13 protein-coding genes are annotated in these 16,671 nt (G+C 61.3%); 12 read left to right on the top strand and 1 reads right to left on the bottom strand.

The annotated features are described in order from the left end of the window. The first annotated feature begins 260 nt into the window (after positions 1 to 260). From polA to ONB52_10465, 12 genes are all read left to right on the top strand, one after another. On the top strand, positions 261 to 2,993 hold the full coding sequence (polA, locus tag ONB52_10520) for a DNA polymerase I (GenBank protein MDZ7416570.1): 2,733 nt from the start codon (positions 261 to 263) through the stop codon (positions 2,991 to 2,993). Between the two features lie 53 nt (positions 2,994 to 3,046). After that, positions 3,047 to 4,375, top strand: coding sequence for a SpoIIE family protein phosphatase (locus tag ONB52_10515; protein ID MDZ7416569.1), 1,329 nt, complete (start codon positions 3,047 to 3,049; stop codon positions 4,373 to 4,375). 584 nt (positions 4,376 to 4,959) lie between these two features. After that, entirely contained in the window at positions 4,960 to 5,625 is a 666-nt protein-coding gene (locus tag ONB52_10510) for a hypothetical protein (protein MDZ7416568.1), read from the top strand. Positions 5,626 to 5,882: 257 nt separating this feature from the next. Next, on the top strand, positions 5,883 to 6,779 hold the full coding sequence (locus ONB52_10505; GenBank protein MDZ7416567.1) for a TPM domain-containing protein: 897 nt from the start codon (positions 5,883 to 5,885) through the stop codon (positions 6,777 to 6,779). 437 nt (positions 6,780 to 7,216) lie between these two features. Then, entirely contained in the window at positions 7,217 to 7,720 is a 504-nt protein-coding gene (locus ONB52_10500) for an ATP-binding protein (protein MDZ7416566.1), read from the top strand. 60 nt (positions 7,721 to 7,780) lie between these two features. Further along, on the top strand, positions 7,781 to 8,137 hold the full coding sequence (locus ONB52_10495) for an STAS domain-containing protein (GenBank protein ID MDZ7416565.1): 357 nt from the start codon (positions 7,781 to 7,783) through the stop codon (positions 8,135 to 8,137). Positions 8,138 to 8,200: 63 nt separating this feature from the next. Beyond that, positions 8,201 to 9,040, top strand: a complete 840-nt coding sequence (locus ONB52_10490; protein MDZ7416564.1) for an ABC transporter permease — start codon at positions 8,201 to 8,203, stop codon at positions 9,038 to 9,040. Between the two features lie 283 nt (positions 9,041 to 9,323). Next, entirely contained in the window at positions 9,324 to 9,638 is a 315-nt protein-coding gene (locus tag ONB52_10485) for a hypothetical protein (protein ID MDZ7416563.1), read from the top strand. 386 nt (positions 9,639 to 10,024) lie between these two features. Continuing rightward, positions 10,025 to 10,267, top strand: a complete 243-nt coding sequence (locus tag ONB52_10480) for a hypothetical protein (protein ID MDZ7416562.1) — start codon at positions 10,025 to 10,027, stop codon at positions 10,265 to 10,267. Positions 10,268 to 10,270: 3 nt separating this feature from the next. Further along, positions 10,271 to 11,098: an ABC transporter ATP-binding protein gene (locus ONB52_10475; protein ID MDZ7416561.1), complete on the top strand. Its 828-nt coding sequence runs from the start codon at positions 10,271 to 10,273 to the stop codon at positions 11,096 to 11,098. Positions 11,099 to 11,181: 83 nt separating this feature from the next. Continuing rightward, entirely contained in the window at positions 11,182 to 12,081 is a 900-nt protein-coding gene (locus tag ONB52_10470) for an MlaD family protein (GenBank protein ID MDZ7416560.1), read from the top strand. Between the two features lie 148 nt (positions 12,082 to 12,229). Beyond that, entirely contained in the window at positions 12,230 to 12,820 is a 591-nt protein-coding gene (locus tag ONB52_10465) for a PqiC family protein (GenBank protein MDZ7416559.1), read from the top strand. A gap of 258 nt (positions 12,821 to 13,078) precedes the next feature. Here ONB52_10465 and ONB52_10460 read toward each other — a convergent pair whose 3' ends face one another. Continuing rightward, on the bottom strand, positions 13,079 to 16,561 hold the full coding sequence (locus ONB52_10460) for a PKD domain-containing protein (GenBank protein MDZ7416558.1): 3,483 nt from the start codon (positions 16,559 to 16,561) through the stop codon (positions 13,079 to 13,081). Positions 16,562 to 16,671: the final 110 nt, after the last annotated feature.

Raw genomic sequence — 16,671 nt, 5'->3', positions numbered from 1 at the left:
TCAGGTGCAATAGAAGCGATTATCCAACTCGATTTGCCGGCCGGTCGCTGTCCCGACCAAACAAAACCGGATTCTTTTGAACTTCGTGTGCCGCGCGGCTTCGCACTTCAGGAATCATTCAGGTGAAAAAGTGAGTGCCAGTGGGCTGCCCTGCCTGCAGACAAGGGGCCGGCGCTACGCTCCGGAATTTCACGAAGGCATTACCGCCCGACGGGGATTGCAGGTTGACTTTTCAGGGATTTTGCTCTACATTCGCCGTTATGACCAGCTCCTCCAAACCGCCAGGCTCTGGCCGGCTCTTTTTGATCGACGGCCACGCCCTGGCCTACCGCTCGCATTTTGCCTTCATCAAGAATCCGCTCACCAATTCCCGCGGCGAGCCCACCAGTGCAGTCTTCGGTTTCGTGCGCACCCTGCTGCAACTGCTGGACGAGCAGAAGCCGGAGTATCTGGCGGTGGTGTTTGACACACCCGAACCGACCTTTCGTCACCAGGCCTTTCCCGCATACAAAGCCACGCGCCAGCGCATGCCGGCGGAATTGTCCGGCCAGATTCCCCACATTCGCGCGTTCAGCGAGGCGCTGGGGGCAAATTTGGTCGAGCTGCCGGGTTTCGAAGCCGATGATGTCATGGGCACCCTTGCCCGCCAGATGGCGCAGGCCGGCGTGCAGGTGTTTTTGTGCACCGGCGACAAGGATCTCATGCAGCTTGTCGATGATCACATCTTCATCTACTATACCGGCCGCAACAACGAAGCGCATATTCTCGACCGCGCAGGCGTGCGGGAAAAATTCGGTGTGGCGCCCGAACAAATGATCGACTATCTCGCGCTGGTGGGGGACAATTCCGACAATGTGCCGGGTGTGCCGAAAGTCGGTGAGAAGACGGCGCTGGAATTGCTCGATCAGTTCGGCACGCTGGAAAACCTGCTCGCACACACCGACCAGGTGAAGCGGCCGCACATTCGCGAAAATCTGCGTGTGCATGCAGAGCAGGCGCGCCTCTCCCGGCGGCTGGTGACCATCGAGACGCAGGTGCCGTTGTCGTTGACCCTGGAGGATCTCCGTTACCGCGGCGTGGATGCCGCACGGGCGGCGGCGTTGTGCCGTGCGCTGGAATTCCACAGTCTGATCCCGCGCTTTGTCGAATCCGCCGCGCCCACGGTGACAACCTATCACCTCGTCGATACACCTGCCGCAGTGCAGCGCCTGGTCGGGCAACTCGAGCAGGCGGCGATTTTTGCCTTCGACACCGAAACCACGGCCGCCGATCCGCTGCGCGCCGAGCTGGTCGGTCTCAGTTTCTCCTGGCGGGAGGGCGAAGGCTGGTACGTGCCGGTGGCGCCCTCCCCCACAGGCCGTTTGGATGATTTTTTCCTGCAGGAGCCGGATGGCCGCTGCCAGTTTTCGCTGAAACGTGTGCTCGGGCCGCTGCTGGAGGACGCCCGCCACCCCAAATGCGGGCAAAATACCAAATATGATCTGCTCGTGATGAAGCGCTACGGGGTCACGGTGCGGGGCGTGGTGCACGACACCATGGTGGCGAGTTACGTGCTCAATCCGGCGCAGCGCCAGCACAACCTCGATGCCCTGTGCCTGGAGCATTTCAACTACCGCAAGATTCCGACCCAGGCGCTGATCGGCTCCGGCAAAAAGCAGAAGAGCATGCGCGCAGTGCCGGTGGCGGAGGTGGCGAAATATGCCGGGGAGGATGCGGACTTCACCCTGCGCTTGTACCATCTTTTTGAGAAGAAGCTGCGCGCCGCGGGTCTGCATGATCTGTTCGACCGGATCGAGATGCCGCTGGTCGAAGTCCTGCTGACCATGGAATGGCACGGCGTCGGGCTGGATGTCGAGTATCTCGCCGGCATGTCACGCGAGCTGGAAGGCATGCTGGCCGCCTTGATGGCGGAGATCTATGCGGCCGCCGGCGAGCCATTCAACCTCAACTCGCCGCAGCAACTCGGCCGGATTCTGTTTGAGCGCTTGAAGCTGCCGCGCAAACGCCGCACCAAAACCGGCTACTCCACCGATGCCGAGGTGCTGGAGGAACTCTCCCAATATCATGAGCTGCCGCGCAAGATCATCGAGTATCGCGAGCTGGCCAAGCTCAAATCCACCTATGTCGACAGCCTGCCGCAACTCGTGAATCCCGCCACCGGCCGGCTGCACACCAGTTTCAATCAAACCGTGGCGGCCACCGGCCGGCTGTCCTCCAGCGATCCCAATTTGCAAAACATCCCGATCCGCACGGAGATCGGCCGGCGCATCCGCCGCGCCTTCATCGCACCGGAGCCCGGCTGGCTGCTGCTCGATGCCGACTATTCCCAAATCGAGCTGCGCATCATGGCGCATCTTTCCAAAGACCAGGCGATGATCGCGGCCTTCCGCCGGGAGGAGGACATTCACGCCGCCACTGCCAGCCGCGTGTTCAACGTTCCGCCCGCGGCGATGACGCCGGAGCTTCGCCGGCGCGCCAAGGAGATCAATTTCGGCATACTCTACGGCATGGGCGCCTACGGCTTGAGCCGCCGCCTGGGCATTTCGGTGGAGGAGGCGCAGCATTTCATCACCAGCTACTTCGTGCAATACCCCGGCGTCAATGAGTTCATCATGGGCACCATCGCCGAGGCCCGCCGCAAAGGCTATGTCACCACCCTGCTCAACCGCCGGCGCGATTTGCCCGACCTCAACAGCGACAATCCGCGCGTGGCGGAAACCGCCGAACGCATGGCGATCAACACGCCGATCCAGGGCACGGCCGCGGATCTCATCAAGATTGCGATGATCAATCTTCATCGCCGGCTCGCGCGCGAGGGGCTGCAGGCCCGCATGATCCTGCAGGTGCACGACGAGCTGGTGTTCGAAGCACCCGAGGCTGAGATCACGCCGCTCCGGCAGATCGTGATCGAGGAAATGAGCGGCGCGGTGCAGCTTGACGTGCCGGTCAAGATCGAAGTCGGCGTCGGCAGAAACTGGCTGGAGGCGCACTGATTGGCGGCCCGCCGTCGGCAGTTGAAAAAAAAAATCCCGGGATCTCTGCAATCATGTCCACAGCACTCGCACAAGTTGCCTCCGCGCCCGGCACGGCACCGGGCAGCGAGCTGGAGCAGTTGCAGGCCAAAGTGGCCAACCTCTCCAGCCTGATCGAGGTGAGCATCATCGTCAACAGCACGCTCGATCTCGACAGTGTGTTGAGCCTGGTGATGGAAAAGGCGCAGACGGTGATGCAGGCGGAGGCCAGCTCGGTGATGTTGATCAACGAGGCCACCAACATGCTGGAGTGGGAGGTGGCGCTGGGCGAGGTCGGCGACCAGGTGAAGGACAAGATCCATCTGCGCGTGGGCGAGGGCATTGCCGGCTGGGTGGCGCAAACCGGCGAGCCGCTGATCGTGCCGGACGTCAGCTGCGACGCGCGCTTCTCGCGCAAGAGCGACGAAGTCACCGGCTTCAAAACGCGTTCGATATTGGCGGCGCCGCTGAAGGTGCGCAACCGCATCATCGGCGTGGCGGAGGTGATCAACCCGGTCGGCGGCCGGAATTTTACCAACGATGACCTGGAGCTGTTCTCGACCTTTTGCCGGCAGGTCGCGCTCGCCATCGAAAACGCGCGCAACCACCGCGCCATGCTCGAAAAGCAGAAGCTCGATCAACAACTCGAAGCGGCGCGCACCATTCAAGAGAGCTTTTTGCCGCAGACTTTTCCCACCGACCCGCACAACCGCTTCAGCGTCGCGGCCCGGTCGGTGCCCGCCATTCAAATCGGCGGCGACTTCTACGATTTCGTCAACTGCAGCGCTGACGCGCTGGGCGTGGTGATGGGCGACGTCTCGGGCAAGGGCATGCCGGCGGCGCTTTACATGGCGCATCTGATGAGCGACTTTCGCATTTACTCGCAAACCGCGGCACACCCGGCAGCCGTGCTGGAAACCATCAATCGCATTCTGGTGGAACGCGGCCGGCGCGGCATGTTCGTGACGCTGCAATACCTGCTGCTCGATCTCACCAGCGGCCGGGTGGAGTACGCCACCGGCGGGCACCTGCCGTTCCTGTGGTTGCGGCAGCGCGGCCGCAAATGTGAATTCGTCGGCAAGGGCGGCGGCGCACCGCTCGGCATTCTGGCGGAATCGCGCTTTGTGCAAAAATCCCTGCAACTCGCCCCCGGCGACTATCTCGTCATCTTCACCGACGGTGTCGTGGAAGCCAAAAACCGCGAAGCCAGGCAGTATTCCATGGAGCGTCTGCACGCCACCTTGAAACGGTCGTGGCCCTCGCCGCAGGCGCTGGTGGATCATTTGCTGCAGGATGTGCAACGCTTCACGGAGGGCACCGCGCAGCACGACGATCAAACCGTAGTGGCCCTGCGCTGGGGATGAGACCGGCTGCCTGTGGCGGCCACCCGCGGCACGCGGCACAAGCCCTCACCAGACTGGTGTTGGCCTCCGCTTGGGTTCTGCCCCGAAACTTTACTGTCCCGGCTGAGCCGGGGGTTTTTCGAAGCCGGATATCGTGCAAACACCGGGGATTTTGAGGCGGCGGCCAAACCACCACGGGAACCGCCATTGAACAGGCAGCGACTCCGGAGGGGCATCAATTGGGAACATTTCCCGAACGCTCCGAAAACAGTCGGGCTGTAGCAGCAAAGTTCCCGGCGTTTTGCAATCCCGGCGCAGCCACGATCGAAACGTGTGCGGGCACCCGCGGGCGGTGCGTCACACGGGCAAAAATATGGTAATTTGCCATGTGCATTTGCCACCCATCACGACAAAAATGTAACGCAGACATCTTGTCTACAGGCAGGCGGGAATCCTGCGCTACGACCTTTTCGTGGTAATCCCTCGGTAACGTGTGGAGTGGCGCGGGCATCCCTGCCTGCAAACACGAGGTCTGCGCGGCGTTGCCATACGCAACAGAGGCATTGAAGATATCCTGCTGTCGAAAGCAACCCCACAGGAACCGCATGATGTCGAAAAGATTCGCACGCCTGTTTTCCGAGCAGGATCGCACGGCCATCGCCGCCGCCATAACCCAGGCCGAAGGCCGCACCGCCGGTGAAATCGTTCCTTATGTCGTGACCCAGAGTGACGATTATGAGATCGCGACATGGCGCGGCGGCATGTTTGCCCTGCTGGTGCTGCTGACCGCGTTGCTGCTGGTGCGTTGGTATTCTTCCCACTGGCTGGAGCTGGGTTTTCTCGCCACTGCCATGTTGGTGCTGGCCGCGCAGGGCACGGGCATGCTGGCGGTACATTTCCTGCCGCCACTGAAACGCTTCTTTGCCGGCGCCCGGCTGATCGAGCAGCGCGTCGGCCAGCGTGCCGCCGTGGCCTTTCTCGATGAAGAGATTTTTCGCACCCGGGAGCGCACCGGCATTCTGATCTTTCTCAGCCTGCTGGAGCACAAGGTCATCGTCCTGGGTGATGCCGGCATCAATGCGAAAGTCCAGCAAGCGGAGTGGGACGAAGTGGTGCGGCTGCTCACCGAGGGCATGCGTGCCGGTGCGCCGGCGCAGGCCCTGATCCGTGCCATCAAAAAATGCGGCGAACTGCTGGAACGCCAAGGGGTCAGCCCGCGCCCCGATGACACCAGCGAGCTGAGCGACAAGCTGCGTTTCACTGATCGCTAAGGCTCGCCTCCGGAAACCGCCCGGCCTGTTGTGGTGACCTCGGAAATGAGGCAGGCACCGCCAAGTCGCGATTTCCAACACGGCGCATGGCTTTCAAAATCTGCAAGCCTGGAGGGCAGCAACCAAGCCAATGCCGGAACACTTTTTCATTGAAGAGCTCGTCAGTGTCAAATTCGACAACATTCCCGGCCGTGAACCGGCGCCCCGGACGCAAACACAGTCTCAGGCTGCTATTCTTTTTCCTGTTGTGTGCGTGGTTGACAGAGGCGTCCGGCCTGCACGCCCAGGCGCTGGAAGTGCCGTTTCTGGCCGGCCATGTCAACGACACTGCACACCTGCTCTCGCCGCAGGCCATCGAGGCGCTGGAGGCCGTGTTGCAGGCGCATGAGGATTCCACCTCCAATCAAGTGGTGGTGCTCACCGTGCCCGGTTTGCAGGGCGAAGTTTTGGAGGAATACGCGATGCGCGTGGCCGAAACCTGGAAGATTGGCCGGGCGGAGAAGGATAACGGCGTGCTGCTGCTCATTGCCCGCGACGACCGCGCCATTCGCATCGAAGTGGGCAGCGGCCTGGAGGGCAACCTGCCGGACATCACCTGCGGCCGCATCATTCGCAATGAAATCGTGCCGCGCTTCCGCGATGGTGATTTTGACGGCGGCGTGACCGCGGGCGTCAACGCGATTCTCGCGGCCATTCAGGGGGCGTATGTTGCGGACGACACGGCGGCAAACCCCAAGGTTGACTGGCAGGCGGGGGTGATCATGCTGTTGGTGTTCACCCTGGTCATCGGCACGTTCACGGTCCTCAGTGTGGTGGCGGAGGGGTTTTCCGGCTGGTTTCTTTATTTTTTTCTCATTCCCTTTTGGCTCGCCTTCCCGCTGGCCATTTTCGGCAGCCCGGGTGGTTTGGTGTTGTTGTTCGCCTATTTGGTCGGCATCGGCGGCTTGAAGTTGTGGCTGGCTCACAGCCAGGCCGGGAAAAAGATTTTCAAGAAATGGTCTCAAAAATGGGTGGTTGCCGGGGGCGGCAGCAGCGGCTGGCGTTTTTCCGGCAGCGGCGGCAGATCTTCCGGCGGTGGTTTCTCCGGGGGCCGAGGTGGTTTCTCCGGGGGCGGCGGCAGTTTCTCCGGTGGCGGCGCTTCCGGGAGGTGGTAGCGGCATCTCAGGCGGCTGGGCTGGGCGAAAAATTTCTGCTTTTTTTCTCAGAAAATGCCGCCGCCCAGGCTGCCGGCCGGCCGGCGGGAGATCTCTGCTTTCGCGACGAAATTGCGGTAACGCAGGCTGCCACCCTGCCTCGTTTGCAGACAAGAGCTGTGCGCTGCATTTTCGTCGCACCGGGTTTGCAACCTGGATGACCGGCACCCGGCAATACCATCCTGATTGCGAAAATTTTCAGGACACCAGCCGGTGCAGGTTGCCGCCTGCAAAAATCAGTGCCGCTCTCCACCGCCCGGCGTCCGGGGAATTGGGTGGTGGCGGCATGACGCATTGCGCTTTACCCGCCGCGGGCGGCATGGCGCCGGCATAAATCTGAAGCTTCGCATCCTTGCCTCTTCGCGTTGAATGAATTGGTTGCGGCTACAGGCTGCGCTATGAAAACATCGAAACGAAAACGCGCACACCTGCCCGGGAAGACGGTCGATACGGTCGAATTCCGCGTGGCCAGCGACCCCAAACTGTTGAAGATCATCCGCGCCGGGATTGCCCACCTCTGCGAGTTGATCGGCTTCACGCCGCAGCAAAGCCAGCAAACCACGCTGGCGGTGGATGAAGCCTGTTCGAATATCATCAAGTATGCCTATGGCGGCGCGACCGACAAACCCATCATTGTGACCGCGCGCGTGATGCAAAATGGCATCGAAATCATCCTGCGCGATTTCGGCAAGAAGGTGGTGCCGGCCGAGATCAAATCGCGCGACCTCAATGACCTGCGGCCGGGCGGCCTGGGGGTTCATCTCATCCGCAGCACGATGGACGTGGTCGCGTATGACACCAGCCGCAAACGCGGCAACATCCTGCGGCTGGCCAAGTTTTTCACCAGCCCCTCGTCCGCCGCCAGCACCGATCAGACGCCGCTCATGCCGGCACGCCCGTGAGAAAAGGCGGGAGCGCCGGCAGCCCGGCGCCAGCATTTTGCCATTAGAAGAGGAACCGACATGCTCGACATCATTACTCGCCACAAGGACCAGGCGGCCATCGTCGCCATCTCGGGAGACGTCGATCTCTACTCCTCCCCCGAGGTGCGCAAAGTCATCATCGGTCTCACCGGCAACAAGACGCCGCTGATCATCGTGGACTTGCGCGGCGTCAGTTACATGGACAGCTCCGGCATCGCGACACTGGTGGAGGGCTTGCAGCAGATGAGCAAATACGGCGGCGAGCTGCGGCTGTTTGGTCTGGGCGCCGCGGTACGGGAAGTTTTCGAATTGAGCCGGCTCGACAAAGTCTTTCAAATCTATGACAGCGAAGCGGCGGCACTGCAGGGCAGCCAGGCCGCGGCAGAATCGCCATGAACCTGCCGGCGCCGGCCGGGTTTGCCCCGCATACTCCCAATCAACACCGGCTGAAACCCGCGCGTGGCGGCATACGTGCTGCGGCGCCGGGAGGCCGGCTTCGTGCTTATGCGCTTTCTGCTGGGATTTCTCGGACATCACACGCTGCAGTTGCTCGTCCACGTCGACCGCTTCGCGCGTCTGCTGGTGGAGACCGCCTGGTGGGCGGTGGTGGCACCCTGGAAAGGCGAAAAGTTCCGCGTGCGCAGCATCGTGGAGCAGGTGGTGCGCATCGGCTATGATTCGTTGCCGATTGTGGGCGCGATTGCCTTTTTCGTGGGCATCATTCTGGCAATGCAGGCGGCTTATCAGCTCGAACGTTTCGGCGCCACCATCTTTGTCGCCGATCTGGTCGGCGTCTCGGTGATTCGCGAGCTGGGGCCGCTGCTGACCGCCATCATCTTTGCCGGCCGCAACGGCTCGGCCATCGCCGCGGAAATCAGCTCCATGAAAGTCGCCGAGGAAATCGATGCCTTGCGCACCCTGGGCCTCAACCCCACCGGCTTTCTGGTGGTGCCGCGCACCGTCGCGATGCTGCTTGCGCTGCCCTGCCTCACCGTGCTCGCCGATCTCATCGGCATTCTCGGCGGTTTTCTGCTCGCGGTCACCACCATGGAATTTTCCGCCCTGCGCTACTTCAACCAGACGGCCGCCGCCCTGACGATGAAGGATTTGATCACCGGTCTGGTGAAGAGTGAATGCTTCGCGCTGATCATCGTGATGGTGGCCTGCTATGAGGGCTTTCGCAGCGAAGGCGGGGCGGTGGGCGTGGGCAAAGCCACCACGACCACCGTGGTCGCATCGATCTTCCTGATTATTGCGGCGGACGTCTTTTTCACCGCCCTGTTCTATTCCAGCTTTTGAGGCCGCATCAGTGCGTGCCGCTGCCGCCCGCGGGAAAAACCCATGCATGGAGGTGGCTCATGGAGCATCCGGCTACCTTCAACGCCCGCGCCTTTTTCACCTGGAAACCCGACCGGCTTTACCGCGTTCATCTGTCGGGCAATGATTTTTTTATTCGCATTGGCGGCCGAGGCGGCTGGCGCGAAGGCGCGCTGGGCGGCATGCACGGCAGCCCGCTGGGCCTCCTGCTGCTGCCGTTGGTGTGGTTGCTGGAGCGCCGGGCACAAAAAAACAAAGGGACAGGATGGCGCGCAGTGATGCCCGCCCGCCCCAGATTCAAGTACCGGAGCACAAGCACAATTTCCGGCTGCCGGCCGGTGAAGTTGCCAGCGCGAGTATCGATCCGCCGGCGCGCCTGCCGCTGCACGGAATGCATGTGGGATGCTGGCGCCTGGTGATGACCGGCGGGAAAACGCTCACTTTGCACTTCGAGACCCTGGCCGACATGCAGTTGGCCCTGGCAATTTTGCCGCGCGTGCTCAGCGACCGGCTGCACGTGCGGGTGTGGTGGGACGCGCGCAAAGGTTGCTACGCGGGCCTTCCCTCCCGCACAAAGTGATCGAGGGCATACTTTGCCTGCCCAAAAACAGAACACCAGTTTTCAGAAAACCGGAAAGTATCCTTTCAGAAACATTCCCGATCGGGCCGCGACATCCCAATGTCGGAATGCCATGGCTGGTAACACAACCGCCGGGCTGTGGCAGGAGCTTGCGCCAGGCAGTTCGCAACGCCGCCTGTCGGCAAAGCAATGCAGTCAGGATGCCGGCACTGCGAAACCTTCGCGGGTATGATCATTCCTGCGGTGGCAGTTGCCATGTGCGCTGACACACCCATCATGATGAAGCAGCGCAGACATCTTGTCTGCAGGCAGGCGGGAAGCCCGCGCGGCGGCGGCTTCGCGGTATACTATTTTTCAGATGGACCTTGCAAAGAGAGAACGTCCCCATGCCAAAAGATGATTGCGCGCGAGCCATCGCGCTCGCCCTCGCGGGACAGTGGGACGAAGCCCATCGTCTGGTGCAACCGCACGAAGACGATGATTTGGCCTGCTGGATTCATGCGGTGTTGCACAAGATCGAAGGCGATTCCGGCAACAGCCGCTATTGGTATCGGCGCGCCGGCAGGATGCAACACGTGAACGATGCGCCGGATCAGGAACTGAAGCAAATCCAAGCCTTGCTCGCGTGACCCATGCCATCCACGCCTGTCACCCCGGCTGGCCCGGCGCGGCTGCCGGAGGAACCGATCATTTCGATCCGTGACATCACCACGCATTACGGCCGGCGCCCGATTTTGAAGGGCATCAATCTCGACATTTACCGCGGCGAGACCATGGTGATTCTGGGCCGCTCGGGCTGCGGCAAGAGCACGCTGCTGCGCCATCTCGTGGGTCTGGCGCCGCCGACCACCGGCCAGATTTTCATCAAGGGCCGGGACATCACCCGCTTGCGCGAGGAGGAAAGGGTGGCGGTGCTGCGCAAGATCGGCATGCTGTTTCAAGGCGCGGCACTGTTCAATTCGATGACGGTGGGTGAAAACGTGGCGCTGCCCTTGCGCGAACACACGCCCCTGGAGGATTCCACCATCCGCATCATGACGCGCATCAAGCTCGAGCTGGTGGGCCTGGCCGGCTGCGAGGATCTCATGCCGGCGCAACTGAGTGGCGGCATGAAGAAACGTGCCGGCCTGGCACGCGCCATCGCCATGGATCCCGACATCCTGTTCTGTGACGAACCTTCCGCCGGTCTGGACCCGGTGGTGGCAGTCGGCATCGACGAATTGATTCTCAAGCTCAAGCGCGCCTTCAACATGACCGCCGTGGTGGTGACACATGAGCTGGCCTCCGTCTTCAAAATCGCCGATCGCATCGCGATGCTGCATGACGGCCGTGTGATTGCGCTGGGCACGCCGGAGGAGTTGCGGGCCAGCAGCCATCCGGTGGTGTATCAGTTTTTCAACCGGTTGCCGGATGAAGAAGCCGTCCGCCCGGAATACTTCAACACCCTGGTGGGCGGGTAGGGCACGGCCGCAACAACAACAGGCGGCCTTCACAACGGCACGCCGGCCGCTGGTGGGCCGCCATTCTGGCAAGAAGATCGCATATGGAATATCATCCCCGTGAAGTCAAAGCCGGTCTGCTGGTGATCTTGAGCCTGTTTGCCTTCCTGGCATTCCTGTTCACCATCACCAAAATCGACTGGGAGCGCAAGGAGAAAACCTTCACCGCCCGTTTCGGCTACATCGGCGGGATCGATCGCGGTGCGATGGTGCGCTTCGGCGGATTTCTCATCGGCACGGTGACCGATTTGTACATCGCACCGGACGACAACACCAAAATCGAAGTCGTGCTCACCGTTGATGCGCGCGCGCCGGTGCGCCGGGATTCGGAAAGTTTCATCACCACCATCGGTCTGATGGGCGAATCCTACATCGAAATCACCACCGGCTCGAGCAAGGAGGAACTGTTGCCCTCCGGCAGCCGGCTGCGCACGCGCGAGGTGCCGGCACTCAGCCAGCTCAGCGAGCCGTTCATGGACGTCAGCAAGCAGCTCGGCCTGCTGCTGGTGCAGGCCAATGATTTGCTTAACGAGAGCAACCGCCGGCGGTTTGCCAACATGCTGGCCAACGCCGATTCGCTGCTGGGCAGCAATGCCAAGGAGATTTCCGGCATCGTCAACAATTTGAACACGCTCACCTTTCAGATGCAGCGCATCAGCAGCAAACTCGATCAACTCATGGGCGAGAATGCCCGGACGGTGGATGCCACCGTCGGCCATCTCAATACCACGCTCACCCGCGCCGACACCCTGCTGCAATCCCTGGAGCAAACCCTGCGTGTGCTCAATGACGTCGCGGTCGCCAACCAGCACAACCTGCACGAGACCATGGCGAATTTCGAGCGCGCCTCCCATGATTTCGCCCAATTCAGCCGTACGCTTAAAGAACGGCCCTGGAATCTGATCCGCAAAGCCGCGCCGCCCGAGCGCAAACTGCCGGATTGACCGCGGCACGAATTGGCCGGCGCTGTTGTCCGCGCAAGAACCCAAGGCGTCTTTGCCCCAGCAAAGGATCCAAACTGCGATGCTTGTCACCGCTCCTGCTTGCAAAACCCGACCGCCCCGACTTCATGTCAACCGGCGGTTGCCCGGCATGTTGCCGCTTGCCATCTGCTTTTTGCTCTCCGCCTGCGGCGGCGTCCCCCAGACCTTTTATTACACCCTGGAGGAATCGCCGGCGGCGGTCCGTGAATCCAGCGACAATCATCATGATCAACTCGCGGTGGTGTTGGGCGTGGAGCGATTTGCCGCGGCGGCGGTTTATGAGGAGGACCGCTTCATCTATCGGGATTCGCCCTTTGAAGTGAAATATGATCACTATCGCCGCTGGGCCGCGCGGCCGGCTCAGTTGGTCACCGATGAAATCATCAGACAACTCGCCGCCCGCCGGTTATTTCGCAACGTCATCGCATATCCTGCGGCCACACCGGTGGATTACATTTTACGCGGCAGGATTCTGGCTTTCGAAGAGTGGGATCGCGGCGAGCAATGGTTTGGCCGAGTGGCCTTTGAAGTGCAGCTCTATCGTGCACCCTCACAACAGTTGGTCTGGAACGGCACCCTCAGCCGTGAAATGCCCGCCGAAAAGCGCCGGCCGGCCGCGGTGGTGCAGGCCATCAGCACCAGCCTGCAGCAGTGTGTGGACGAACTGGCCACTGCGCTGAGCCGGGAGCTGAAACGGTAACCGCCACGACGCCCTTCCCCGGATTTTTCACGACCCGTTGTTTTTGAATCCCGACTGAGCCGGGATCTCCAAAACGCCGGGGTTGGAGCGCTCCCGCGAACTCCTCTGCAATGGCCAAGCCATGCAGGCGCTTTTTTGCAACCGCCAGCAATTTAAAACCGGCACCAAAACAAAAAGCCAACCCCGTGATCACGGGGTTGGCTTTTTGTTTTCACGCTTCTTGCCGCGCAGCGGCCAGGCAGAGCGGCACCGGCCGGGCTAGCGTAACAGCGACATTTTCTGCCTGGCCTCAAACAGCAGCCCGCCCGCATTGGTCACCCGCAACTCGACGAGGTAGGTGCCACTCGCCAGGCCGTGGGCATCCCACGTGAGCGTGTACTGCCCCGCCTGATACTCGCGATCAGTGAGAGTGGCGACCTTCTTGCCGTCGATGCCATAAATCGTCAGCACGACATGCCCGGGTTTTGCCAGGTCAAACACCAGGTTGGTTTGCGGGTTGAACGGGTTGGGATAGTTCGGATGCAGCGCGAACGATTCCGGCACCTTGCCGCCGGCCTCTGTCACGCTGAGGGCCGGGATGGTGAAGGAGCCGATGTTGGACGATTCCACGAATGTGCCGCTGCTGCCGGAGGCAATCACCTTCCAGTAATAAAATCCGCCTGGCATGCTGGCGTCGATTGTCAGCACATACTCGCTTTTGTTGACCACCTGCACCTGCTTGATGATGTTGCTGAAGTCGACGTTCTTGCTGAGCAGCCAGAGATAATTGATGGGACTGCCCGGGTTTTCGGGATCGAATGTATCCTCCCAGTCGAAGGTGATGCTGGCGGGCCGCGCGGAATAGAATTCGCCGATGGGCGAGAGCACGCGGAAGCTGCGCAACGGGTCGGGCACCGACACCACCGTGATCTGCGTGGTCACCGAATCCCTGGCGCCTTTGCCGTCATTGACCACCATCTGCACGGTCTCGACCCCGTGCCAGTCGCGCTCGGCAAAGAGATTGAAAGTGGTGGCGGTGTTGCGGAACTTGATTTTGTCGTTGCCCACCAGCGAGAACTTCCACTGCTCGGGGGGATCCTCGTCGTCCTTCACCCGCGCACGCAAATCCGCATATGGAATGCGCAGCGTGTCATCTTCGTTGAAACTGTAATTGACCGTGTTGAGCCAGCGCGGCGGCGTGTTGGAATCACGCACGGTGAAGGTCACCCTGGTGGTCGCGGTGGCGTTGGAAGTGTCCTTCACGGTGAAGGTGATGGTCTCACTGCCGATCCAACTGGCGTTGGGCGGCAGCACGGTGGCGATCAAACCCGAGATGAACAACGCCAGCTCGCGGTTGCCGGTGCCGCTGAGCTTGAGCTTGTCGCTGGGATCATCGGGATCGCGGACGTAGTCGGCAAAATTGATGGGGGTGAAGGTTTCGCCGCGTTTGATGACCTGATCCGGGATGGTGGAGAGGCGCGGCGGATCATTGACCGGATCGATGGTGAACCGGACACGCGTGCTGTCGCTGCCGTTTGCCGGATCTCTGGCGATGAACGTGATCTGGCTGTTCCCCGTCCATTCCGAGTCGGCCGGCGCCACGGTGGCGACACGGTTGGCGATGGTCACCTTGAAGAGGGCATTCGGGCTGGTGCTCCAGGTGATTTGGTTGTCGCGGTGATCGGGATCGAACACATAATCATCCAGTGTGATGCTGGCAAACGGCCGGCCCTCCTTCACCCGCTGGGAGGGAATGGTGCTGACGCGCGGGTTGTCATTCACCGCGGTGATGGTGAACTTGGCGGTGGTGGTGTCGCGTTTGTTGGAGGGATCGCGCACCACGAACGAAATGGTCTCGCTGCCCGCCCACTCACTGTCCGCGGGCGCCACCGTGGCAATGCGATTGACAATGGTGACGATGAGATGAACCTGGCCAAACGTGCTCCACACCATTTGATCGGGGGTGTTGTCGGAATCGCTGACATAATTGTCCAGCGTGATGGGGGCAAAGGGTGTGCCTTCGGCCACGGTCTGGTTGGGAATCTTGCTCGCGACCGGCGCACCGCTGCCAATGGTCACCGAGGCGGTGTCGCTGCCGCTGGCGCCGTTGTTGTCGGTGACGCGCACGCGCACGCGCTTTTTGCCGGGCGAATTGTAGGTGGCGGTGACGGTTTTGCCGTCGGCTTCAAAGGTGCCGTCGTTGTTCAAGTCCCATTTGAAGGTGTGCGTATCTTTGGTGCCGGGGTCGGTCACGCTCGCGGTCAGGGTCACCGGCTGATTGAGCACACCGGAGTAGGGGCCGCCGGCATCCGCCACCGGCGCCACGTTGGCAACCGTCACCTGCACCTGCACGCGGCTGCGATCATTCTCATTATCCACGACTTCGAGCGTGGCCTTGCCATTGAAATCGTCGGGATAGGTGTGCTGGATTTGCGGGGTGTTGGTGCTGTCATCGAACACGCCGTCACTGGTCCAATCCCAGCGATAACGCACGATTTGGCCGTCATCAGTGGAAGCGGAGGCGTTGAAGCTGATGGGCGAACCCTCGCTGCCGTTGTAGGGGCCGCCGGCATTGGCGACCGGGGGATTACCGCCGGTCTTCAACAGCCGCAGATAGACCTTGCCGAAGGAGGGATAGGCAAGATAGAACGTCTTGCCGGCGGCGCGCACGACGTGTTTGTCGCGGGATTCCGAACCACCGGACTGGCTGGCCAGTTGCACCGGCGCACCCCAGGTTTGCCCTTCATTCTGGGAAAGCCGCGCGAACAGTGCATCGCCGTCACCGAGGTTGTACACCACCACCACGTTTTTGCCGTCATTGCTGGCGGCAACCGAACCGACGCCAAGATTTTGATGCCAGTCATGCAATTCGCCCTGCTTCGTCACCACCACGTCGCGCACTTTGCTGCCATTGCGAAAGCGGGCATAGCGCACCGACTGGGTGCCGGCGTGCGCCTGATCACGCGCCGAGCCATAGACAAAGTGAACATTGCCGGCCTGATCGGCATAGACATCGGCGTTGCCATTGCGGCCCTGGGCGCCGGCATGGTGAATGTCACCGATTTTGACCAGGCTGTTGCCGCCGTCGGTGGAGCGGTAGTAGGTTACCGGCCCGCCGCTGTCGAGATCATCCGGCCGGTTGAGCACGATATTCACGACATCATCACCACCCACCGCGATTTCCACGCGATCGTCGACACGGTAGGGGTTCAATGCCGGGATGAATTTGTCCTCCGCGCCGTTCACGATGCGAAGATAGTTGGCCTCGCCGAAAACATCCTGGGTGGCATAGCCGTGCACCACGTGCACCACCCCTTTGCTGTCCACTTCCATGCGCACACTGTAGGCGCGCCGCAGATTGGAGGCAATTTCCAGCGGGCTGGTCCAGCTTCCCTCGCTGCGCTTGCGCGTGTAGTGAATACTGTACATGTCGCTGCCCAGCGGCTCCCGATAACAAAGATGCGGCAGACCGGTGGTGGGGTCGATGGCGACGGTGGCACCGAAGCGAAAACCGCCCTCCTTGTCCGCCGCCGCCACGCTCACGTTTTCCTTCTTGATGATGGCACCGCTGGCATTGAGTTCCACCAGCACCACGCCGTTGTCATGATAAACGACGTAAATCTTGCCAGTGACCGGATCGACGTCCATATCGGGTGTCGAGCCGGTGCCGAGATCGATTTCGGTACCCCACGTTTGAGCAAAACCCGTATTCACACACAGCCAGCCCGACAATAACGCTGTGGCGACTAATTTCAGTCTCATGGCAGCTTCCCAGGAATCAATGAGTGGATCGAAATGGTTCAATACGTCGCTTTCCAGCCAGTCACTGCATGGTCATGCCACTGTCACGCGTCGGAGACAATGGCACCCTG

Source organism: candidate division KSB1 bacterium (assembly GCA_034506255.1).
Taxonomy (GTDB): domain Bacteria; phylum Zhuqueibacterota; class Zhuqueibacteria; order Zhuqueibacterales; family Zhuqueibacteraceae; genus Coneutiohabitans; species Coneutiohabitans thermophilus.
Note: the sequence above shows the minus strand (reverse complement) of the source record. Positions and strands in the feature narration are given on the sequence as shown.